Origin of the sequence: Mobilicoccus massiliensis, assembly GCF_000826525.2 — a bacterium.
Lineage (GTDB): Bacteria > Actinomycetota > Actinomycetes > Actinomycetales > Dermatophilaceae > Mobilicoccus > Mobilicoccus massiliensis.
On the sequence record NZ_LN651331.1, the window covers coordinates 94,443 to 115,295 of the forward strand.

Annotated in this window: 17 protein-coding genes and 1 riboswitch; of the genes, 15 read left to right on the forward strand and 2 right to left on the reverse strand. The window is 72.1% G+C overall.

Annotated features, from left to right (window positions below):
• The first annotated feature begins 47 nt into the window (after nt 1-47).
• Both BN1197_RS13350 and metK read left to right on the forward strand, forming a co-directional pair.
• Entirely contained in the window at nt 48-1,409 is a 1,362-nt protein-coding gene (locus BN1197_RS13350) for a bifunctional phosphopantothenoylcysteine decarboxylase/phosphopantothenate synthase (protein WP_040161235.1), read from the forward strand.
• 84 nt (nt 1,410-1,493) lie between these two features.
• A complete protein-coding gene (gene metK, locus BN1197_RS13355; protein WP_040161237.1) occupies nt 1,494-2,711 on the forward strand; it encodes a methionine adenosyltransferase in 1,218 nt (405 codons plus the stop codon).
• Nucleotides 2,712-3,145: 434 nt separating this feature from the next.
• Here the strand turns inward: metK and BN1197_RS13360 are convergent, their stop codons facing one another.
• A complete protein-coding gene (locus tag BN1197_RS13360) occupies nt 3,146-4,384 on the reverse strand; it encodes a glucose-1-phosphate adenylyltransferase family protein (protein ID WP_040160538.1) in 1,239 nt (412 codons plus the stop codon).
• Between the two features lie 96 nt (nt 4,385-4,480).
• Between BN1197_RS13360 and BN1197_RS13365 the strand changes: the two genes are divergently transcribed.
• The 6 genes from BN1197_RS13365 (at nt 4,481) to rpe (ending at nt 13,317) form a co-directional block, all read left to right on the forward strand.
• The gene (locus BN1197_RS13365) at nt 4,481-6,772 is read left to right on the forward strand and encodes a primosomal protein N' (RefSeq protein WP_245851938.1); all 2,292 of its coding nucleotides are present in this window, start codon (nt 4,481-4,483) and stop codon (nt 6,770-6,772) included.
• A 140-nt stretch (nt 6,773-6,912) separates the two neighbouring features.
• Nucleotides 6,913-7,590, forward strand: coding sequence for a peptide deformylase (gene def, locus BN1197_RS13370; RefSeq protein WP_315969813.1), 678 nt, complete (start codon nt 6,913-6,915; stop codon nt 7,588-7,590).
• Nucleotides 7,590-8,546, forward strand: coding sequence for a methionyl-tRNA formyltransferase (gene fmt, locus BN1197_RS13375; protein WP_040160541.1), 957 nt, complete (start codon nt 7,590-7,592; stop codon nt 8,544-8,546). The genes def and fmt overlap by 1 nt, the downstream gene beginning before the upstream one ends.
• A gap of 382 nt (nt 8,547-8,928) precedes the next feature.
• Complete coding sequence (locus tag BN1197_RS17570; protein WP_040161252.1) at nt 8,929-10,653, forward strand: RsmB/NOP family class I SAM-dependent RNA methyltransferase; 1,725 nt, start codon at nt 8,929-8,931, stop codon at nt 10,651-10,653.
• A 122-nt stretch (nt 10,654-10,775) separates the two neighbouring features.
• Entirely contained in the window at nt 10,776-12,341 is a 1,566-nt protein-coding gene (locus tag BN1197_RS13385) for a GAF domain-containing protein (RefSeq protein ID WP_040160543.1), read from the forward strand.
• 319 nt (nt 12,342-12,660) lie between these two features.
• Nucleotides 12,661-13,317 (forward strand): ribulose-phosphate 3-epimerase, encoded by a 657-nt coding sequence (gene rpe, locus BN1197_RS13390; protein ID WP_040161254.1) that lies wholly within the window; start codon nt 12,661-12,663, stop codon nt 13,315-13,317.
• Between the two features lie 73 nt (nt 13,318-13,390).
• On the opposite strand, the gene BN1197_RS17975 is transcribed toward rpe, so the two are convergent.
• The gene (locus BN1197_RS17975; protein WP_176489765.1) at nt 13,391-14,719 is read right to left on the reverse strand and encodes a methyl-accepting chemotaxis protein; all 1,329 of its coding nucleotides are present in this window, start codon (nt 14,717-14,719) and stop codon (nt 13,391-13,393) included.
• 134 nt (nt 14,720-14,853) lie between these two features.
• A riboswitch (FMN riboswitch) is annotated at nt 14,854-15,000 on the forward strand.
• Between the two features lie 108 nt (nt 15,001-15,108).
• Between BN1197_RS17975 and ribD the strand changes: the two genes are divergently transcribed.
• The 7 genes from ribD to hisG all read left to right on the forward strand — a co-directional run bounded on the left by ribD (nt 15,109) and on the right by hisG (nt 20,741).
• A complete protein-coding gene (gene ribD / locus BN1197_RS13400) occupies nt 15,109-16,242 on the forward strand; it encodes a bifunctional diaminohydroxyphosphoribosylaminopyrimidine deaminase/5-amino-6-(5-phosphoribosylamino)uracil reductase RibD (protein WP_082043902.1) in 1,134 nt (377 codons plus the stop codon).
• Between the two features lies 1 nt (nt 16,243).
• On the forward strand, nt 16,244-16,891 hold the full coding sequence (locus tag BN1197_RS13405; protein ID WP_040160548.1) for a riboflavin synthase: 648 nt from the start codon (nt 16,244-16,246) through the stop codon (nt 16,889-16,891).
• Nucleotides 16,888-17,607: a nicotinamide riboside transporter PnuC gene (pnuC, locus tag BN1197_RS13410; RefSeq protein ID WP_040160552.1), complete on the forward strand. Its 720-nt coding sequence runs from the start codon at nt 16,888-16,890 to the stop codon at nt 17,605-17,607. The genes BN1197_RS13405 and pnuC overlap by 4 nt, the downstream gene beginning before the upstream one ends.
• On the forward strand, nt 17,604-18,989 hold the full coding sequence (ribB, locus tag BN1197_RS13415) for a 3,4-dihydroxy-2-butanone-4-phosphate synthase (RefSeq protein ID WP_082043903.1): 1,386 nt from the start codon (nt 17,604-17,606) through the stop codon (nt 18,987-18,989). Before pnuC ends, ribB begins: the two co-directional genes overlap by 4 nt.
• Complete coding sequence (ribH, locus tag BN1197_RS13420) at nt 18,986-19,459, forward strand: 6,7-dimethyl-8-ribityllumazine synthase (RefSeq protein WP_040160553.1); 474 nt, start codon at nt 18,986-18,988, stop codon at nt 19,457-19,459. The genes ribB and ribH overlap by 4 nt, the downstream gene beginning before the upstream one ends.
• Before the next feature lie 94 nt (nt 19,460-19,553).
• On the forward strand, nt 19,554-19,817 hold the full coding sequence (locus BN1197_RS13425) for a phosphoribosyl-ATP diphosphatase (RefSeq protein ID WP_040160555.1): 264 nt from the start codon (nt 19,554-19,556) through the stop codon (nt 19,815-19,817).
• Between the two features lie 78 nt (nt 19,818-19,895).
• Nucleotides 19,896-20,741 carry an ATP phosphoribosyltransferase gene (gene hisG, locus BN1197_RS13430; protein ID WP_040160558.1) on the forward strand — a complete coding sequence of 282 codons (846 nt, stop codon included), beginning with the start codon at nt 19,896-19,898 and terminating at the stop codon, nt 20,739-20,741.
• The last annotated feature ends 112 nt before the right edge of the window (nt 20,742-20,853 follow it).

Here is a 20,853-nt window from a genome sequence, read left to right on the forward strand (position 1 = left end):
CCACGACGCCCTCGCCGGAGCCGGGTCGTTCGCACGAGCCGTCGTCGGTGCGACCCACCACCGGCGGGCGTCGGGTCGTGCTCGGCGTCGGCGGGGGTATCGCCGCATACAAGGCGTGTCTGTTGTTGCGCCTGTTCGCCGAGGCCGGTGACCACGTCACCGTCGTGCCCACCGCGGCCGCACTGCGCTTCGTCGGTGCTCCGACGTGGGAGGCGCTCTCGGGCCGGCCGGTCTCCGACGGCGTGTGGGACCGCGTCGAGCAGGTGCCGCACGTGCGCCTCGGCAAGGAGGCCGATCTCGTCGTCGTCGCCCCCGCCACGGCCGACCTGATGGCTCGGGCCGCGCACGGCCTCGCCGACGACCTGCTCACCAACGTGCTGCTCACCGCGCGCTGCCCGGTGGTGTTCGCGCCCGCGATGCACACCGAGATGTGGGAGCACCCGGCCACGCGAGCCAACGTCGACCTCCTGCGCGAGCGGGGCGTCCACGTCATCGATCCCGCCTCCGGGCGCCTCACCGGCGCCGACACCGGCCCGGGCCGGTTGCCCGAACCCGAGGACATCCACGCGGAGTGCCTGCGCATCCTCGCGGCCGCACCGAAGGAGCCGACGGGGTCCGGCGGAGCGGAGACCTCGCACGCCCTCGCCGACGAACCCGGCGCCGGCCCCCTCACCGACCTCGGCGGAGCCTCGAACCTGCGCGGCCGCCGGATCGTCGTCAGCGCGGGCGGCACCAGGGAGCCGCTCGACCCGGTGCGCTACCTCGGCAACCGCAGCTCGGGCAAGCAGGGGTACGCCCTCGCCACCGCGGCTGCCGCCCGAGGCGCCCGCGTCACGCTCGTCACCAGCGCGTCACTGCCCGACCCCGAGGGGGTCGAGATCGTGCGCATCGAGACCGCACGCGAACTGCAGGAGGCGATGCGCGACGCCGCCCGCGACGCCGACGTCGTCGTCATGGCCGCCGCCGTCGCCGACTTCCGGCCCGCCGTCTACGCCGAATCGAAGATCAAGAAGACCCAGGGCGCGCCGGGGGAGGACGAACCCGACGACGCGCCGGTCATCGAACTCGTGCGCAACCCCGACATCCTCGCCGGGCTCGTCCGCGACCGCGACGCCCTTGCCGCCGAGACGGGCGGAGCACGCCGACGACCCCTCATCGTCGGTTTCGCCGCCGAGACCGGAGACGACACCGGCGACGTCCTTCACCACGCCCGCGCCAAACTCGCCCGCAAGGGCTGCGACCTTCTCGTCGCCAACGAGGTCGGCGTCGGCGTCACCTTCGGCCGCGACGACACCACCGTCCACGTCCTCGGACCCGGCGGCGTCGTCCTCGCCGAAGCCGGACCCACCAGCAAGGCCGAGGCCTCCGCCGTCGTCTGGGACGCCGTCGAAGAGGCCCTGCGCGGGTGATCCCGCGCGTTTGTAGACTCGACCACCGGCGTGCCGCGCCACCAGGCCGGCCGCGTCGTCACCACCAGTGAGGAGCCCCCACCCGTGTCCCGACTGTTCACCTCCGAATCCGTCACCGAGGGTCACCCGGACAAGATCTGCGACCAGATCTCCGACGCCATCCTCGACGCGATGCTGACCCAGGACCCCCACGCCCGCGTGGCGGTCGAGACGATGGTCACCACCGGCCTCGTCCACGTCGCCGGAGAGGTCGCGACCAGCGGATACGTCGACATCCCGAGCCTCGTGCGCAAGACCATCATCGGCATCGGCTACGACAGCTCCATCAAGGGCTTCGACGGCAAGACCTGCGGCGTCGAGATCTCCATCGGTGAACAGAGCCGTGACATCGCCCAAGGCGTCGACACCGCCTACGAGAACCGCACCGGCGGCGTCGACCCCCTCGACAAGCAGGGCGCCGGCGACCAGGGCCTCATGTTCGGATACGCCACCGACGAGACCCCCGAGCTCATGCCCCTGCCCATCTTCCTCGCGCACCGCCTCGCCGAGCGCCTCACCGCCGTGCGCAAGTCCGGCCAGATGGCCTACCTGCGCCCCGACGGCAAGACCCAGGTCACCATCGGCTACGACGGCGACAAGGCCGTCTCCCTCGACACCGTCGTCCTCTCCACCCAGCACGCCGAGGACGTCTCCCTCGAGGCCCTCCTCCAGCCCGACGTCGAGAAGCTCATCGTCAAGCCCGTCCTCGCCGAACTCGCCGACTCCGGCGTCGACCTCGCCCTCGACGACTACCGACTCCTCGTCAACCCCACCGGCAAGTTCGTCGTCGGCGGCCCCATGGGCGACGCCGGACTCACCGGCCGCAAGATCATCGTCGACACCTACGGCGGCATGGCCCGCCACGGCGGCGGCGCCTTCTCCGGCAAGGACCCCTCCAAGGTCGACCGCTCCGCCGCCTACGCCACCCGCTGGGTCGCCAAGAACGTCGTCGCCGCGGGCCTCGCCAAGCGCTGCGAGGTCCAGACCGCCTACGCCATCGGCAAAGCCCAGCCCGTCGGCCTCTACGTCGAATGCTTCGGCACCGAGAACCACCCCCTCGACGCCATCCAGAAGGCCATCACCGACGTCTTCGACCTGCGCCCCGCCGCCATCATCGACGAACTCGACCTCCTCCGCCCCATCTACCAGCCCACCGCCGCCTACGGCCACTTCGGCCGCCGCACCGCCGACGGCATCAGCAACCCCTTCACTTGGGAAAAGACCAACCGAGTCGAGGAGTTGCAGCGGGCGATCGGGGGCTGATACCCCCCTCGCTTCGCGCGGTTTGCGGCCGTCGCTTACGCCCGGCGCTTCGCGCTGGGGCGGAAGCGACGGCCGCTCGGACGCGGCTTCGCCGCGGCGCTTTCTTGGTTCCGTCGATTCAAGAGCTCGCTTCGCTCGCTCGAATCGACGGCGAGAACACGAATCCCCTGTTTCCGGCTTCTCGGGAGCGGGGGATTCGTGTTCTCGCGGTTGGTCGCTGTGGGTCTGTCGGGTTGCTCCTGCGCCGAGGCAACCGTCGCCGGCTCGTGTCCGCGCTTTGCGCGCGTGTGCCGAGACAGACGTTTTGCTCCTTGTGGTCCGTACTTCGCGCGTACGTCGAGACCTTTTTCTTACACACGACGGCGGAAGTGGCGGGTGTCTCGGCGTCTCGCGCGGCGCGCACTGTGCACGGGGTCGGTGTCTCGGCGTCGTGCTCAGGCCGTGGCGCCTGGCTCCAAGCGGCTCCCGGCCGGGAGATCCGCGCCTCCACCGACCGTGCTCTCTCGCCCGACCAGCGTGATGTCGTCCTCCGTCGGGAGGCGCCGGCCCGTCTCCACACCGACGCGGGCACCCGGCTCGATCGTCACCAGGTGATCGACGATCGCCGTCCCCACGAACGCGCCGCGCCCGATCGTCACATCCTCGAACACCACCGAGTCCACGACCTCCGCCCCCTCCTCGACGACCACACCCGGGCCGAGGACACTGCGCACCACCCGCCCGGACACGTCGCAACCAGGAGAGACGACGCCGTCGACGATCTGTCCGCTCTCTCGCACGATCGCCCCCGGACGGGTGAGGTTGACACCGACGATCGGCCACCGCCGATCATCGAACACGTCCATGCGGCCCGCCACGAGATCGCGGTGGGCCCGCAGATACGACGCCGGTCGCCCGAGATCACGCCAGTACCCCTCCAACGGGTGCGAGACGACCCGGCCGTGCTCGATGAGATACGGCAGCAACTTGTCGCCGAAATCACCGAGCCCGGTGTCACCCGCCTCCGAACTCTCGTCATCCGCGTGCAGGATGCCGAGGGTGCGCTGCAACACGTCGGGGTCGTAGACGAACACCTCCGTCGCGACGATCGACGACCTCGGACTCGACGGCTTGTACTCCACCCCCGTCACGACAGCGCCGGGCTCGGCCGGGTCGCCCGCGATGTCGAGGACCGCATGATGCACGGCCTCCGTCTTCGACAGGTCGTAGGTGAGCAGCGTGCAGTCGGCACCGGAGTCCAGGTGGGTGCGCACGAGATCGTTGTAGTCGAACGCGTACACGTGATCGGACGACAACACGAGGACGGCATCGGGATCCGCCGCCCTGATCTCGTGCCGGGACCGACGCAGCAGGTCGGCGTTGCCCTGAGAGAAACCCGAACGCTCCGGACCGCGGCCCTCCTCCGGGCCCAGCACGAACAGCCCGCCCCGCGTGCGATCGAGATCCCACGGCCGACCGTTGCCGACGGCCCGCTCCAGCATCGACGCGTGGTACTGGGCGCACACGATGACGTCGTCGATCCGACTGTGCCGCAGGTTGGACAGCGGAATGTCGATGAGCCGGTGCGTGCCCGCGAACGGAAGCACCGGCTTGGGACGCTCACGGGTGAGCACGTCCATGCGGCTGCCCTTGCCGCCGGCGAGCACGAGGGCGAGCACATGAGGAGCACGCATGCGGACTTTTCTACCGCCCAACCCCCTGCGGCGCACGGCGGACCCGCGACGAGGCGCCTGCGAAGGGTTGTCGGGGGCGCGGGGTAGACATGAGTCATGACCGACGACGTGAGCAGCGCCCGCGCCGTCCAGCGCCATGCGCAGGACGCGCTGCTCGCCGTGCCCGCCATCTTCACCGGGCCCACCCCGCCGATCGAGGCGACCGGAACACCGGCTGAACTCTCGCCTGCCGAGATGGAGCCCGCCCCGGCGTCGGTGGGCGCAGCGTCCGACCGGCCTGCCGGGGACGACGTGCGAGGTGATCCGGGCGATGGAACCGGCGGCGCGGGGAACCCCCGTCTGGTCGCGGGCTCGTCGGCGGCGGGAGAGGCGCTCGTGACGGACGAGGTCTCACCCGCTCCCGAGAGCGGAGAGACACCGAAGCTACCCGTGGCGCTCGTCGCCGTTCAGGTGCCACTGCCGCACCTGGACCGTGGATTCGAGTACCGGGTTCCCCCCGACCTCGACGAGGACGCGGTGCCGGGGTCGCGGGTCAAGGTCCGGTTTTCGGGGCGCGACGTCGACGGGTTCATCCTCGAACGCCGACCGCGGGCCGAGCACTCGGGCACGCTGTCGCCGTTGCGCCGTGTGGTGAGCCACGAGCCCGTGCTCACCCCCGAGGTCGCCACACTGGCCAGGGCGGTCGCCGACGCGCACGCCGGCTCCCTCGCCGACGTCCTGCGACTCGCGGTGCCACCACGCCACGCCCAGGCCGAGAAGGCCCTCACCGCGCGACCCCCGGCCGCCCCCGCGGGCGAGCCGGCCGTCGAACCCGCACCGTGGCAGCGTTACCCGGCCGGGCCGAGCTTTCTGCGTCGTATCGGTGCCGGTGAAGGTCCGTGGGCGGCGTGGTCGGCTCTGCCCACCACCGACCCGGCCCTCGACTGGCCGGCGGCCATCGCCGCCGCGGCCGCCGCCACGCTCCTCTCGGGACGCGGCGCGCTCGTCGTCGTTCCCGATCACCGTGACGTCGCGCGCGTCGACGCAGCCCTCACCGAGGCGCTCGGCAAGGGTCGGCACGTGCGGCTCACGGCCGACCAGGGGCCCCAGGCGCGCTACACGGCGTGGCTGTCGGTGCTCCGCGGTCATGTGCGCTGCGTCGTCGGCACTCGTGCGGCCGCCTACGCGCCGGTGCACGACCTGGGGCTCGTCGCCTGGTGGGACGACGGCGACGACCTGCACGCCGAACCCCGCGCGCCCTACGCGCACATGCGCGACGTGCTGCGTCTACGGGCACAGCAGACGGGGGCGGCGCTGCTCGTGGGCGGGTTCGCCAGGTCGGTCGCGGTCGAGCAGTGGGTCGCACAGGGGATGGTCCGAGAGATCGTCTCGGACGTCTCGGCGCGGCGAACACTGGCCCGGGTCCACGTCGTGGGCGAGGGCCACGACGAGGAACGCGACGGCCCCGGTGCTCGCGCCCACCTGCCCTCGGCGGCGTGGCGCGCCGCGCACGCCGCCTTGAACTCCGGCCCGGTGCTCGTCCAGGTGCCGCGGCGGGGATACCTGCCCGCGTTGTCGTGCCAGACCTGCCGGGCTCCGGCCCGCTGCCCGCACTGTCACGGGCCGCTCGCGCTGCCCGGCCCCGACGCCGCGCCGTCGTGCCGTTGGTGTGGCCGCACGCCCACCGATTACACGTGCCCGCAGTGCGGGTCACACCGGCTGCGCAGCAGCGTCGTCGGGGCGCACCGCACCGCCGAGGAACTCGGTCGCGCGTTCCCCGGCACACCCGTGCGCACCTCCGGCGCTCCCGAGGTCATCGACGTCGTCGACGGTCGGCCGGCGCTCGTCATCGCGACTCCGGGGGCCGAACCCTACGCCGAGGGCGGCTACGCGGCCACACTGCTGCTCGACGCGTGGGCGAGCATCGACCGGCCGGCCCTCGACGCGGGGGAGGAGGCGCTGCGACGCTGGCTCACCGCGGCCGCCCTCACCCGCGACGCGGCCGACGGGGGCGTCGTCGTGCTCGCCGGAGCCCCGCTGCACCATCCCCTGCCCGTGGTCGAGGCCCTCGTGCGGTGGGCACCGGAGTGGTTCGCACGCCGTGAGCTCGCCGAACGCGCCGAGCTCACGCTGCCCCCGGCGGTCTGGATGGCACGGGTCACCGGCAGCCTGCCCGCGGTCCGCGGCTTCGGCGACGACATGGTGGCGGCGATGCGTGACCACGGCGAGACGCCGGTCGAGCGGCTCGGGCCGATCCCCGTCGGCGAGGAGGCACACCTGCTGCTGCGCGTGTCGTGGGACCGAGCGGCCGAGGCCATCGCGGCGCTCGGCGCGGTGCGGCGCACCCGCAGCGCCCGCAAGGACAGGGAGGCCGCGTCGGTCCGGCTGGGGGTGGCCGACGTGACGTGAATAGACTGATCGCCCGGCCCGGATCAGGGCGGGGACGCTCGCGGGGCCGGCTGCTCCGGCCGATCCCGGGCCGACGGTCTCGAGACCGCCGTGCGAACCATCCGGCGCGTGAGCACTCGGGCGGCCACCGGTTTCACGGCGTGCGATCGCGGCTCTCCGAGGCCGCGAGGGCACGCCGCCGCGGGGCCGACGCCGCCCGTGCGCTCCTGCTCGCGCCCCGCCCGCAGTACCGACTGTTCTCACCCGCCGCTCGTCCCTACGGAGGCACGCTCGTGACGATCCTCGACATCCGCCGCATCGGAGACCCGGTGTTGCGCACCCGGGCGAGCGAGGTGGTCGACTTCGACGCCGAACTGCGCGGGCTGGTCGCCGACCTCACGGCCACGATGCTCGACGCTCCGGGGGTGGGCCTCGCGGCACCTCAGATCGGGATCGGTCTGCGCGTGTTCACCTACCACGTCGACGGCGTGCTCGGTCACGTCGTCAACCCCGTCCTCGCCCTCGACGGCGAGCTCGAGGAGACCGACGAGGGGTGTCTGTCGATCCCCGGTCTCACCGCCCTCGCGCCGCGCGCGCCGCGGGCCGTCGCACGCGGCTTCGACCAGCACGGCGAACCGGTGCGCATCGAGGGCAGCACGTTGCTCGCCCAGTGCTTCCAGCACGAGACCGACCACCTCGACGGGGTGCTGTTCATCGACCGGCTCGACAGCGACGAGCGCCGGCGGGCGTTGAAGATCATCCGCTCGGCCGAATGGGCGGGCGAGACCGTCGTCAAGAGCAGCCCGCACGACGAGCGGCCGCGAGGGGGGAGCCGCTGATGCGTCTCGTGTTCGCCGGTACTCCCGAGGTGGCGCTGCCCTCCCTGGAGACACTTCTCGACTCTCGGCACGACGTCGCGGCGGTCGTCACACGCCCCGATGCGCGGGCCGGCCGAGGACGCGGCCTGCGCCCCAGCCCGGTCAAGCAGCGAGCCCTCGAGGCGGGCATCGAGGTGCTCACGCCGACCACGGTCCGCGATCCGGAGTTCCTCGACCGCCTCTCCGCCATCGCGCCCGACGCGGCGCCGGTCGTCGCGTACGGCAACCTCGTACCGCGCGCCGCACTCGACATCCCGAGACACGGGTGGATCAACCTCCACTTCTCGCTGCTGCCCGCCTGGCGTGGCGCCGCGCCCGTGCAGCACGCGCTCATCGCCGGCGACACGCGCACGGGTGCGAGCACGTTCGTCCTCGAGGAGGGCCTCGACACCGGCCCGGTCATCGACACGCTCGCGGTCGACGTCGGCGACGACGAGACGGCCGGCGAGCTGCTCGACCGGCTCGCGACCTCGGGTGCTCAGGTGCTCCTCCGCTCGCTCGACGCTCTCGAGGACGGCACCGCGCGACCCACCCCCCAGACGGGCACACCGACCCTGGCCCCCAAGCTCACCCGCGACGACGCGCGGATCGACTGGCGGGCCGACTCCGGCCGCGTCCGCAACCTCGTGCGCGGATGCACCCCGGCCCCCGGGGCGTGGACGACGCTGCACGGTGCCCCCGTCAAGATCCTCCGGATCGACCCCGTTCCGGGGGCAGTTCAGGGCGTCGTGGACGACGGGCTGCAGCCGGGGCGGATCCGGGCCGGGCGATCCTCCGTGCACGTCGAAACCGGTGACGGCGCGGTCGAACTCGTGCAGGTCCAGCCGCAGGGCAAGAAGGCGATGGCGGCGGCCGACTGGGCGCGAGGAGCCCGCGTCGACGGCCAGAGGTTCGATGAGGAGACCGACGATGAGTGACGCCGAACGCCCCGAGCCACGGCCCGAATCCCGCGACGAACCCGGCCGAGGTCAAGGCGGGGGTGACGCTCAGGGACCCGGCCGGGGTGAGATGCACCACCGCGGGGGTGAACGCCATGACGACGCGGGGAGCCGCCGCGAAGACGGCGCCCGCGATGACAACGTCCGTCACGACGACGACGCCCGTCGCGATGACGATCCTCGCCGCCACGATGCTCGCCGCGACGACTCCGGCGAGGTCGGCCGGCGTGACGCGGGACGGGGGCGTCGTCATGACGCTCCCCGCAGGGGACGAGAAGGCACCGGACGTGGTCCGGGCGCCGACGACCGTGGCGGCAGGCCGCGGCCGGAACGCCGGGGCGAGCGGGAGGGGACCGGCCGCATCCGTCACGGGGGGCAGGCCCGGCGCAGCGAGCCGGGGCGACGCTCGGCACAGCGCCCCTCCGAGCGGGGGCGGCACGGCGATCCGGCGCGGCGGCTCGCCTACGACACTCTGCGAGCCGTGGCCGATGGGGCTTACGCCAATCTCGATCTGCCCCAACGACTGCGCGGCGCTCGACTCGACGCTCGTGACGCCGCGTTCGCCACCGAGCTCGTCTACGGCGTGACCCGCCTGCGCGGACGCTACGACGCGATCATCGCGCAGTGCGCCGGACGCCCCCTGGAGCGGATCGATCCGCCCGTGCTCGACGTACTCCGCCTGGGGGCCCACCAGTTGCTCGGCATGCGGGTACCCGCCCACGCGGCCGTCGACGCGACGGTCGGCCTCGCCCGGGGCACGGTCGGCGCGGGAGCCTCCGCGTTCACCAACGCCGTGCTCCGACGGATCAGCGAGAAGTCCCTCGACGAGTGGCTCGCGATCGTCGCCCCCACCGCGCCACCGCCGGCCGACACGACCTCGTCACCGACCGATACGGCCTCGTCACCGACCGGCACGACGTGGACGCCGACCGACACATCACCGGTTGCGGCCGGGACGACGTCCTCGGTCGCGGAGGTCGCGTCCTCGACGAATCTCGACCCGGCCGGGGCACCCGAATCGCCGACGACCCCGGACGCGAGCGCGGCACCGCCCGGCCCACTGAATCTCGACGACGTGGCCGTCGCCTACAGCCATCCGGTGTGGATCGTCCGAGCCCTGCGCCAGGCTCTGCTGGCCGACGGGGTGAGCACGACCGACTCGGTGGACGCCGACCTGCTCGAACTTCTCGAGGCCGACAACACCCCGGCCGACGTCACCCTCGTCGCCCGGCCGGGCCTGGCCGAACTCGACGAATTGCTCGACGCCGGTGCACGACCGGGCGCGCTCTCGCCCGTCGGCGCGATCCTCAAGAGCGGCGGTGACCCGGGTCGACTCCCCGCCGTCCGCGAGGGCCGGGCCGCGGTGCAGGACGAGGGCTCGCAGCTCCTCGTGCTCGCGCTGGTCGCGGCCTACGACGCGAGCATCGCCGCCGCCACGACAACGCCCAGCACCGCACCTCCCGCCGAGGCGGCACGCTGGCTCGATCTGTGCGCCGGCCCGGGCGGCAAGGCCGCGTTGCTCGCAGCCCTCGCGATTCCTCGCGGGGCGACGTTGTTCTGCAACGAGATCGGCGAGCACCGAGCCGACCTCGTCGAATCCGCCGTCGGAGCCGCGATGGACGCCGGCGCCGAGGTGTTCGTCGGCGTGGGCGACGGCCGCACGATCGGCGCCGAGGAGCCGGCCTCGTTCGATCTCGTGCTGCTCGACGCGCCATGCACCGGGCTCGGCGCGCTGCGTCGTCGTCCGGACGCCCGCTGGCGGCGCACACCTGCCGACGTCGCCGATCTCATCGCCCTCCAGGAGGAGTTGCTCGCCTCCGGGCTCGACGCCCTACGGCCGGGTGGCGTGCTCGGCTACGCCACGTGCAGCCCGCACGACGCGGAGACCCGTCAGGTCGTCGAACGGGTGCTCCGGGATCGTGACGACGTCCAACTGCTCGACGCGAATGCCTTCCTCCGGGACGTGGTGATCGACGCCACACGACTGCCTCAACGCGCCGAGAACCGGCCTTTTGCGCAACTCTGGCCCCACGTGCACGCTACTGACGCAATGTTTCTCGCGTTGATTCGGCGCAACGCCGAGTGACTTGGTCGACCGGTCAAATAACCCTGCCTCCTGCCGATAGGTGGTCAGCGCGGTAGATCCGCCGACACTCCGTCGACCGCGCCCACGAGGTGCGGGTCCGGTACACGAGGCGGAGAGAATCAATGCGACTACTGCGAACCCGAGACGAGGCACTGGCCTCCGGCGGAATGTCGAAGGACGACGAGCTGGCCCACTACGTCGAGGCCCTGGAACTGGTGGCCGACCGCACCTCCCAGGCGGGGTCGGTCGACGAGGTGCTGCAGACGGCGATGGACATCGTGCGGGACGCGTTCCACATGCAGTACGCCTCCTGCTGGTGGATCCAGCCCGGCTCGACGGTTCTCACGTTCCGCTCGGAGTCCGGCCAGGTCGGTCCGAAGTTTCGTCGGGTGACGCAGGAGGCGTCGTTCGCGCGCGGTGTCGGTCTCGCCGGTCGCGCCTGGTCGGGCGGCAAGCTCATCTTCGCCGACGACCTGGCGCAGGTCACCGACTGCGTCCGCGCCCCCGTCGCCTCGCGCAGTGGGGTGCTGTCGGCGGTCGCCATGCCGCTCATCCAGGAGGGTGAGGTCGTCGGCACCATGGACTTCATGGCCGACCCCGAGCACACTCCCGGCCCCGTACGCCTCACGGTGCTGTCGGCCGTGGGCAAGCTCGTCTCCCAGGCGATCGAGCGCGTGCTGCAGGCCGATCGGCGCAAGGAGACCGACAAGGACATGGCGGCCATCAACGAGGTCGTCAAGCGCGTCAACGATGCGCGCAGCGAGGAGGAGGCCGTTCGCATCGCCCTCGACACGATCCGGGCCGAGTTCGGCTGGGAGTACGGCTCCTACTGGCTCATCGACGAGAACGAACGCGTGCTGCGCAACTCGATGGAGTCGGGCAGCGCCGGCGAGGAGTTCCGCGAGGTCACCCGCGCGGCGTCGTTCGCCGAGGGCGTCGGCCTCGCCGGCCGCACCTGGTCGAGCCGGGATCTCGTCTTCGAGCCCGACATCGGCGTCGTCACCGACTGCGTGCGCGCCCCCGCCGCCCAGCGCGCGGGCGTCAAGTCCGGTGTCTCGATGCCCATCGTCGTCGCCGGGCAGATCGTCGGCACCATCGACTTCTTCTCCACACGCGAGCTCGTCCTCACCAAGGACCGCGAGAACGCCCTGCGCAACACGGCGCTCGTGCTCTCCAGCGCGGTCGACCGCAACCGCGCGACCGCCCGCACCCGGAACGCCGGTGAGGAGCTCATGAGCTCGATCACCGAGGTCGAGAAGAACGTGCTCGACGCCACGGCCGTCGCCAACGACGCCCAGCGCCTCACCCAGGACGCGAGTGTCATCGTCGGCCGCCTCAACACGAGCAGCGTCGAGATCGGCAACGTCGTCAAGGTCATCACGAGCATCGCCGAGCAGACCAACCTCCTCGCGCTCAACGCGACCATCGAGGCCGCCCGCGCCGGCGACGCCGGTAAAGGATTCGCCGTCGTCGCCAACGAGGTCAAGGACCTCGCCCGCGAGACCGCGAAGGCCACCGAGGAGGTCGACGAGAAGGTCTCGGCCATCCAGACCGACGCCGGCTCCGTCGTCTCGGCCCTGCAGCAGGTCGCCGAGACCGTCGAGCGCATCAACGATGCGCAGAACATCATCTCCGGCGTGCTCACCGAGCAGAACGCCGTGACGCGCAGCGTGCTCGAGTCGAGCTGACCCGTCTTCGGCAGCCGCCGTCACCGGCCGGCCCCGTCGTGTGTACTTCCCACACGCAGGGCGGCCGGTGGCGGCGGCTGTCGGCGTGTCACCGGTGTGCCGGTGTCGCTCGTGAGGTCGGAGCGCTCGTGTGCCAAGGCGCCGTGTGCCCAACGCACCCGTGTGCCCCACGCGCTCGACTGCCCGAGAGCGCTCGTGTGCCTGCATGCCCGCCCGCATGCCTGCATGCCTGCATGACCGCATGCCTGCATGACCGCAGGCCCGCGTGCCCGCGTGCCCGCATGACCGCATGACCGCACGCCGGCGATACCCTCGGTTCGTGCAGATCTCTCCCAGCATCCTGGCCGCCGACTTCGCCAACCTCGAGTCCGAGCTCGACGCCATCTCGACCGCCGATTGGGCGCACGTGGACGTCATGGACAACCACTTCGTGCCCAACCTCACGCTCGGGCTGCCGGTGGTGGAGTCGCTGCTCGCGGTGAGCCCGGTGCCGATCGACTGCCATCTCATGATCGAGGACCCCGACCGTTGGGCGCCGCCGTATGCGGAGGCGGGGGCGAAGTCGGTGACGTTCCACGTCGAGGCCGCCGCGGACCCGCGCACGCTCGCCCGCGAGATCCGCGCTCAGGGCGCTCGCGCGAGCATGGCGCTCAAGCCGGCGACGCCGTGGGAGCCCTACGAGGAGTTGCTTCCGGAGCTCGACATGGTGCTCGTCATGACCGTCGAGCCCGGGTTCGGCGGCCAGACGTTCATGGCCGACATGATGCCCAAGGTCGCCGCGGTGCGAGAGTCCGTCCGGCGACACGGCGGCGAGGTCTGGATCCAGGTCGACGGCGGCGTCTCCGCCTCGACCATCGAGCAGTGCGCCGACGCCGGGGCCGACGTCTTCGTGGCCGGATCGGCCGTCTTCAACGCCGAGGGCGCGGCGAACAACATCGAGCAGCTGCGTCGGCTCGTCACCGGCCACGGCCACTGACGCGCCTCGCCACGGACGCGCCTCCGCCACGGAAGCGCCTCCGCTTCGGAGACGCCTCCGCCTGGGACGCGCGTCAGCGGGTGGCGACGAGCCGTTCGATCTCGGTCGACATCTCGCGCGCCTGCGTCGAGACGTCCTCCACGGCGGCGCGCCCGTCGGCGGACGCCTTGCCCTGGCCCTCGACGGTCGTCGCGATCGAGCGCTGTGAGGTGACGACCTCGTCCATGACCTCGTTGATGCCCTCGATGGCGGAGGCGACGTCGCCGACGTCGCCGTGCACGGTCTCGAGGACCTGACGGATCTGTTCGGTCGCCTTCGTCGTCTCCCCGGCGAGGTCCTTGACCTCACCGGCGACGACGGCGAATCCCTTGCCCGCCTCTCCGGCGCGGGCGGCCTCGATGGTCGCGTTGAGCGCGAGGAGGTTCGTCTGCTCGGCGACGCCCTCGATGGCGGAGGCGATGGAGTCGATGTCCTGGATCGTGCGACGCATCCGGTCGATGACGTCGGTGACGGTGTTCGCGCGCTCCCGCGCGGCGTCCACGGTCGTGCTCGCGGACTCGGAGGCGCCGACGATGTCGCTGGTCGAGCGGGCGAGGCCGTCGAAGATGCCGAGGGCGTGCTCGAGATCCTGGCGCAGCCGCGCGTCGATCTCGTGGAGACGCTCGACGCTCGTCTCGGCCGCGCGGGCGCGCTCCTCGCGCTCCTGCAGTCGGCGGTCCGACTCGTCGGCCTGGCGTCGCCGCTCGGCGGCGAGCTGCTCCTGGGCCGCCATCTGCTCGGCGAGGACGAGTTCGTTGCGCTCCTGCTCGGCACGGCGGGCGTCCTGGGCGTCGGCGGTGAACTTCCAGCCGTAGGCGAGGGCCGCGGCCTCGGCGAGGAGGAACACGGCGTGGAGCAGGGCGTAGGGCAGCGGGTTCTGCTGCGCGGCCGCGTCGGAGAAGACCATCGTCGGGCTGAGCAGGCTCATCACGATGTGGTGCACCGCGACGAAGAGCACGGCAACGATGAACGGCATCCACATCTGGTACAGCGCGACGGCGGCGAAGACGACGTAGAACCAGATGTGCAGGTGCGTCGACCCGCCACCGACGTGCAGCAGCATCGAGCACGCGATGAGCATGGCGACGCCCATGAGCGTGGCGCGCACGGGCTGCGAGCCGACTCGCGTCGAGGCGATCCCCAGCACGGCGATGACGAGCAGCAGCACCCAGAGCACGGCGTGGCCGAGGTGGCCCGACAATGCCGCGACGAGCAGGATGATCGGCAACTGCAGGTACAGCAGCGCGGTGATGACGCGGTGACGTTGGGAGAACTCCCGCTCGGTCAGCTGCTGGCCGCGCGGGAGGACCCCCAGCAGGCCGGGTGTGGCGGGCGCGGGCGCGGGCACGGGATCGGATGGCACGCCCACCTTTCGGCCGGCCCCGGGCCATCTGAGCGTCGCGTGTGCAAACGAGGCCGGGGTGAGCGGGCCCGCGGGTCCTGCCAGCGCACGCACCGCGGCCCGGAGCGCGGTGGGGGCGCGTGGCATACTTGCGGCACGTGCTCCGGGGTCGGTGTAATTCCGAGCCGGCGGTGACAGTCCGCGACCCGCGTCGGTGACGCTCCCGTTCGGGAGGGGACCGGCCGGTTGACCTGGTGGAACTCCAGGACCGACGGTGAAAGTCCGGATGGGAGGCGCACGTCGCGCGGGTGTTCGCGCGTGGCAGGGCTGCCGTCGGCGTCCCGTCTCGCCCGCACCCTGTCGTGGCCTCCCCGTACTCCGTCCCCGGAGGAGCTCGGGTAGGAGGCCGGATGGACGACGCACGTGCCGCGCGGGAGTCGGCGACGCGTGACGAGGCGTTCATGCGTCGTGCTCTCGAGTTGGCCGCGCAGGGTCCGCTCGCCGACCCGAATCCCTGTGTCGGGGCCGTCGTGCTCGACGCTGCCGGCGAGGTCGCCGGCGTCGGGTTCCACCGTGGCGCGGGAACCCCGCACGCCGAGGCCGTCGGCCTGGAGCAGGCGGGCGAGCGTGCCCGCGGCGGTACGTGCTACGTCACCCTCGAACCCTGCGACCACGTGGGCCGCACTCCGGCGTGTTCGGCCGCTCTGATCCATGCAGGGGTCGCGCGCGTCGTCGTCGCGGGTTCCGACCCCAACCCCGTCGCGAGCGGAGGACTGGTCCGGTTGCGTGCGGCCGGCGTCGAGACCCGCACCGGCCTGCTCGACGCCGAGGCCGAGGCCCTCAACCGCGAATGGCTGCACACGATGCGCACCGGGCGCCCCTTCGTCACGTGGAAGGTCGCCTCGACCCTCGACGGGCGCACCGCCGCCGCAGACGGCACGAGCCGGTGGATCACCGGCGAGGCCGCTCGGCACGACGTGCACGAGTTGCGCTCTCGCGTCGGCGCCGTCCTCGTCGGCACCGGGACCGCCTTCGCCGACGACCCGGCCCTCACGGTGCGGGACTCCGACGGCCGCACGACGGGTGCGCAACCGTTGCGGGTCGTCATGGGGGAGCGGTGCGAGGAACTGCCGAGAACCGCTCGTCTGCGCGACGGCTCCGCCCCGACCCTGTTCCTGCCCACCCGAGACCCGGACGCCGCGCTCGCCGAGCTGCGTACCCACGGCGTGCGGCACGTCCTCCTCGAAGGAGGGGCGACGCTCGCGGCGGCGTTCCTGCGCTCGGGCGTCGTGGACGAGATCGTCGCCTACCTCGCCCCCGCGCTGCTCGGCGCCGGGCCGGCGGCAGTCGGCGATCTCGGCATCACGACGATCGCCGAGACAACCCGGCTGCGCATCACCGACGTCCGGCTCGTCGGCGACGACGTCCGCCTCGTCGCCGCACCTCTGCCGCGCCCTGCCGGCGACCGGGCGTACCACGACCCGCGGGAGACCGCGACGAGCGGCGCGCTATCGCATCCCGGACACCCCGAAGGAAGGTCCTGACATGTTCACCGGAATCGTCGAGGAGCTCGGCCGGGTGGCCGCGATCGAGCACGGCGCCGACTCGGCCGTCCTGCGGATCGAGGGCCCCCTGGTCGTCACCGACGCCGAGCACGGGGCCTCGATCGCCGTCAACGGGGTGTGCCTCACGGTCGTCGAACACGACGCTGAGGCCTTCTCCGTCGACGTCATGGCCGAGACCCTGCGTCGCAGCAGTCTCGGTGCGCTGGAGGTCGGATCTCCGGTCAACCTCGAGCGCGCGATGGCCGCGGACGGCAGGTTCGGTGGCCACCTCGTTCAGGGTCACGTCGACGGGACGACGACGTTGCGGGCCCGTGCGCCGGGGGATCGGTGGGAGGTCCTCGAGTTCGACCTGCCGCCCGCACTCGCCCGGTACGTCGTCGAGAAGGGCTCGATCACGATCGACGGGGTGTCGCTCACCGTCGCCTCGGTGGGAGAGGGCACGTTCACCGTGAGCCTCATCCCGACGACGCTGGAGCGCACGATCCTCGGCACGCTCGCCGTCGGCGACGTCGTCAACCTCGAGGTCGACGTCCTCGCCAAGTACGTCGAGCGTCTGTTCGCCGATGCCGCCACCCGCCCGGTCACACCGTCGGCCGACAAAGTCTCGCGCGAGGAGCCCCGGGCATGACCGACCAGCTCCTGCGCCTGTTCGACGCGTCGATCGACGTGGCCGGCTACCCGCTGTACTGGCGGGAGATCGTCGGCAACCTCTTCGGGTTCGCCTCGGCCATCGGAGGCCTGCGGCGGCGGGTATGGGCCTGGCCGGTCGGGATCGTCGGCAACGCCCTGCTGTTCACGGTCTTCATCGGGGCGGCCTTCGCGCTGCCCGACGGCCGGCATCCGTTGTACGGGCAGGCCTTCCGGCAGGTGTTCTTCATCATCACGAGCGTCTACGGCTGGTGGCGGTGGGACCGGAGCCGGCGCGGGCGTGCCCCCGACGCCCCGGCCATCACCCCGCGCTGGGCCACTGCGAGCGAGCGCACCCGCTACCTGCTCATCGCCGCGGTCGGGATCCTCCTCTCCCAGTGGGCCTTCGCCGAGATCGGCGCCGGGTGGCCCGCCCCACGCTGGTACCACTGGGCCGACGCGTGGATCTTCGTCGGCTCGATCCTCGCCACGTACGCGATGGCGCGGGGCTGGACGGACTTCTGGCTGGCGTGGATCGCGGTCGACCTGGTGGGAGTTCCGTTGTTGTGGGTATCGCACTACTACCCCTCGGCGGTGCTGTACGCCGTCTACGGGGCCCTCGTCGTGTACGGGTTCGTCGTGTGGAAGCGCGCGGCGGCGCAGGAGAGCAGGACCGCGGCGCGAACCGTGGTCGATCGCAAGGGAGCAGACGCATGACCGTGACCGAGAAGCCGTTCGACGCCGCCGGTGGGTTCGCGAGCATCGAGGAGGCGCTCGAGGCGTTGCGCGCCGGCCGCCCCGTGCTCGTCCTCGACGACGAGGGCCGCGAGAACGAAGGGGACGTCATCGTCGCCGCCGCCACGCTGACCGACGCGTGGATGGCGTGGTTGATCCGGCACAGCTCCGGCTACGTGTGCGCGCCGATGCCCGAGGAGTACGCCGACCGGCTCGACCTGCCGCCCATGGTGGCGCAGAACGAGGACCGCCTGCGCACGGCGTACACCGTGACCTGCGACGCGGCCGTCGGCGTGACGACCGGTATCAGCGCCGCCGACCGGGCGAGCACGGTGCGGATCCTCGGCGATCCGGCCAGCGGCCCCGGCGATCTCGTCCGCCCAGGCCACGTCGTGCCCCTGCGCGCCCGTGCCGGCGGGGTGCTCACCCGGCCCGGTCACACCGAGGCGACCGTCGACCTCTGCCGCCTCGCCGGGCTGCCACCGGTGGGCGCCATCGCCGAGCTGGTCCACGACGACGGCACGATGATGCGCGCGCCCGCCGTGCTCGCTCTCGGCGCGCGAACCGGGCTGCCGGTCATCACCATCGAGCAGCTCGCCGCCCACCGCGCCCGCCACGACCGGGTGGTGCGCACGGCGACGACGCGCCTGCCCACCGACGACGGCGTGTTCTCGATGCTCGGGTATCGCGACCTGGTGACCGGGGACGAGCACGTCGCGCTCGTCAGCCCGCGCGGCCTGCGTGTCGACGGGCAGCCCGACGGCCGGGTGCTCGCCCGGGTGCACTCGGAGTGCCTCACCGGCGACGCGTTCGGCTCGCGGCGTTGCGACTGCGGCCCACAGCTTCGGGCCGCTCGACGCATCGTCGCCGACGAGGGCGGGGTGATCGTCTACCTGCGTGGGCACGAGGGACGCGGGGTCGGGCTCCTCGCCAAGCTGTCGGCCTACGAGTTGCAGGACGCGGGTGCCGACACGGTCGAGGCCCAGACCCGGCTCGGCCTGCCGATCGACGCGCGGGAGTACGGCGCCGCGGCCGCGATCCTCGCCGACCTCGGCGTCGAACGGCTCCAGCTCCTCACGAACAACCCGGCGAAGGCCGAGGGACTCGCCGACCTCGGGCTCGCCGACGTGACGACCAGGCGTCTGCACACCGACGTCCACGCCGACAACGTGCGCTACCTGCGCACCAAGGCCGACCGGATGCGCCACCTCTTCGCGGCCGACGACCTCGTCGACGGCGGTGTACCGCAGGCGCCGCTCGTGCCGGACACGCCCTCCGATCTCACCTCCGGCGTGACGGCCACCCCCACGGTTTCCTCGATTCCCACCATCCCCACGATTCCACCCGAAGGACGGAACGCATGAGCGGCGCAGGATCCCCCTCCATCGAGGTCGACGGCAGCGGCCTGCAGGTCGCGATCGTCGCCTCCTCCTGGCACACGCAGGTCATGGACGGCCTCATCGCCGGCGCGCAGCAGGCGCTGGACGAGGCCGGCTGCGACGACGTCGAGGTCGTGCGCGTACCGGGCAGCTTCGAACTGCCGGTCGTCGTGCGCGCCCTCACCGAGGACCACGACGCGGTGATCGCCCTCGGCGTCGTCATCCGCGGGGGCACGCCGCACTTCGACTACGTGTGCCAGGCCGCGACCATGGGCCTCACCCAGGTCGCCGTCGAGACCGGCACGCCGGTCGGGTTCGGGGTGCTCACGTGCGATGACGAGCAGCAGGCCCTCGACCGGGCGGGTCTGCCCGGCAGCAAAGAGTCCAAGGGGCACGAGGCGGCCACGGCGGCGATCGCGACGGCCCGTATCCTCGGACGCCACCACCGCTCGTGAGCGAAGGGGTGAACTGCCCCGGCACGAGCAGCTCCGCACTTTCGCCATGCGAACGCGTGCCGGGGCCGCCCACGACGCCCGATAGTCTCGGCTCGTGAAGACCTTCGAGCAGTTGTACGCCGAGATCCTCGACAAGGCCGCCACTCGTCCGGCCGACTCCCGCACCGTCACCGAACTCGACGCCGGCGTGCATTTCATCGGCAAGAAGGTCGTCGAGGAGGCCGCCGAGGTCTGGATGGCCGCCGAGCACGAGGGCGAGAGCCGTTCGGCCGAGGAGATCAGCCAACTGCTCTACCACACGCTCGTGCTCATGGTCGCCCAGGGCATCTCGCTCGAGGACGTCTACCGCCACCTGTGACTCGCCCCGCCGCGCGCCCAGTGATGCCGCCGGCACCTGCCTCACCGTCTCGCCACGTCCCAGGAGATCCCACCAGCCATGCTGCGCGTCGCCGTCCCGAACAAGGGTTCGCTCGCCGAGTCCGCCGCCACGATGCTCAAGGAGGCGGGCTACTCCGTTCGTCGTGACTCCAAGGAGCTCGTGCTCGTCGACTCCGACAACGACATCGAGTTCTTCTACCTGCGTCCTCGCGACATCGCCGTCTACGTCGGTGCGGGCACTCTCGACGCCGGTGTGACCGGCCGCGATCTGTTGCTCGACTCCCGCGTCGTCGCCCACGAGGTGCTCCCGCTGGGCTTCGCGCGTTCGACGTTCCGCTTCGCCGGCCGGCCGGGTGTGGCCGAGTCGGCCGCCGACCTGCAGGGCAAGCGCGTCGCCACGTCCTACGCCGGGCTCGTGCGCGACCACCTCGCCGAGCGTGGCGTCGAGGCCGAGGTCGTGCGGCTCGACGGGGCCGTCGAGACCTCGATCACCCTCGGCGTCGCCGACGTCATCGCCGACGTCGTCGAGACCGGCACGACCCTGCGCAACCAGGGCCTCGTCACCTTCGGTGAGCCCATCCTCCACAGCGAGGGCGTGCTCATCGCCCGCCCCGACCCCGAACAGTCCGACCGGCTCGAAGTACTCAAACGTCGGCTCTCCGGCGTCATCACGGCGGGCACGTACGTGATGATGGACTACGACATCCGCGTCGAACTCGTCGACCGGGCCACGAAGATCACCCCGGGCATCGAGTCGCCGACCGTCTCGCCGCTGCACGACGCCCAGTACGCCGCCGTGCGGGCCATGGTGCCGCGCAAGGGGATGAACCGGGTCATGGACGAGTTGTACGGCCTCGGGGCCCGCGGCATCCTCGTCACCGATATCGCCGCCTGCCGGCTGTGACGCACCCCCGAGAGGACCAGCCGTGACCACCGCCCCCCGCCGCAACCCGTACGCCCAGATCCGCCCGCGGCGGGGTCGGGTCGTGCCCATCGTCGCGGCGGTGTTCGTGGTG

Excerpts from the sequence above, each read along its gene's own strand:
- BN1197_RS13360 (WP_040160538.1), bottom strand. The coding sequence starts at position 4,384 with ATGCGTGCTCCTCATGTGCTCGCCCTCGTGCTCGCCGGCGGCAAGGGC.
- BN1197_RS13365 (WP_245851938.1), top strand. The coding sequence starts at position 4,481 with ATGACCGACGACGTGAGCAGCGCCCGCGCCGTCCAGCGCCATGCGCAG.
- fmt (WP_040160541.1), top strand. The coding sequence starts at position 7,590 with ATGCGTCTCGTGTTCGCCGGTACTCCCGAGGTGGCGCTGCCCTCCCTG.
- BN1197_RS13385 (WP_040160543.1), top strand. The coding sequence starts at position 10,776 with ATGCGACTACTGCGAACCCGAGACGAGGCACTGGCCTCCGGCGGAATG.
- ribD (WP_082043902.1), top strand. The coding sequence starts at position 15,109 with ATGGACGACGCACGTGCCGCGCGGGAGTCGGCGACGCGTGACGAGGCG.
- BN1197_RS13405 (WP_040160548.1), top strand. The coding sequence starts at position 16,244 with ATGTTCACCGGAATCGTCGAGGAGCTCGGCCGGGTGGCCGCGATCGAG.
- pnuC (WP_040160552.1), top strand. The coding sequence starts at position 16,888 with ATGACCGACCAGCTCCTGCGCCTGTTCGACGCGTCGATCGACGTGGCC.
- ribB (WP_082043903.1), top strand. The coding sequence starts at position 17,604 with ATGACCGTGACCGAGAAGCCGTTCGACGCCGCCGGTGGGTTCGCGAGC.
- ribH (WP_040160553.1), top strand. The coding sequence starts at position 18,986 with ATGAGCGGCGCAGGATCCCCCTCCATCGAGGTCGACGGCAGCGGCCTG.
- hisG (WP_040160558.1), top strand. The coding sequence starts at position 19,896 with ATGCTGCGCGTCGCCGTCCCGAACAAGGGTTCGCTCGCCGAGTCCGCC.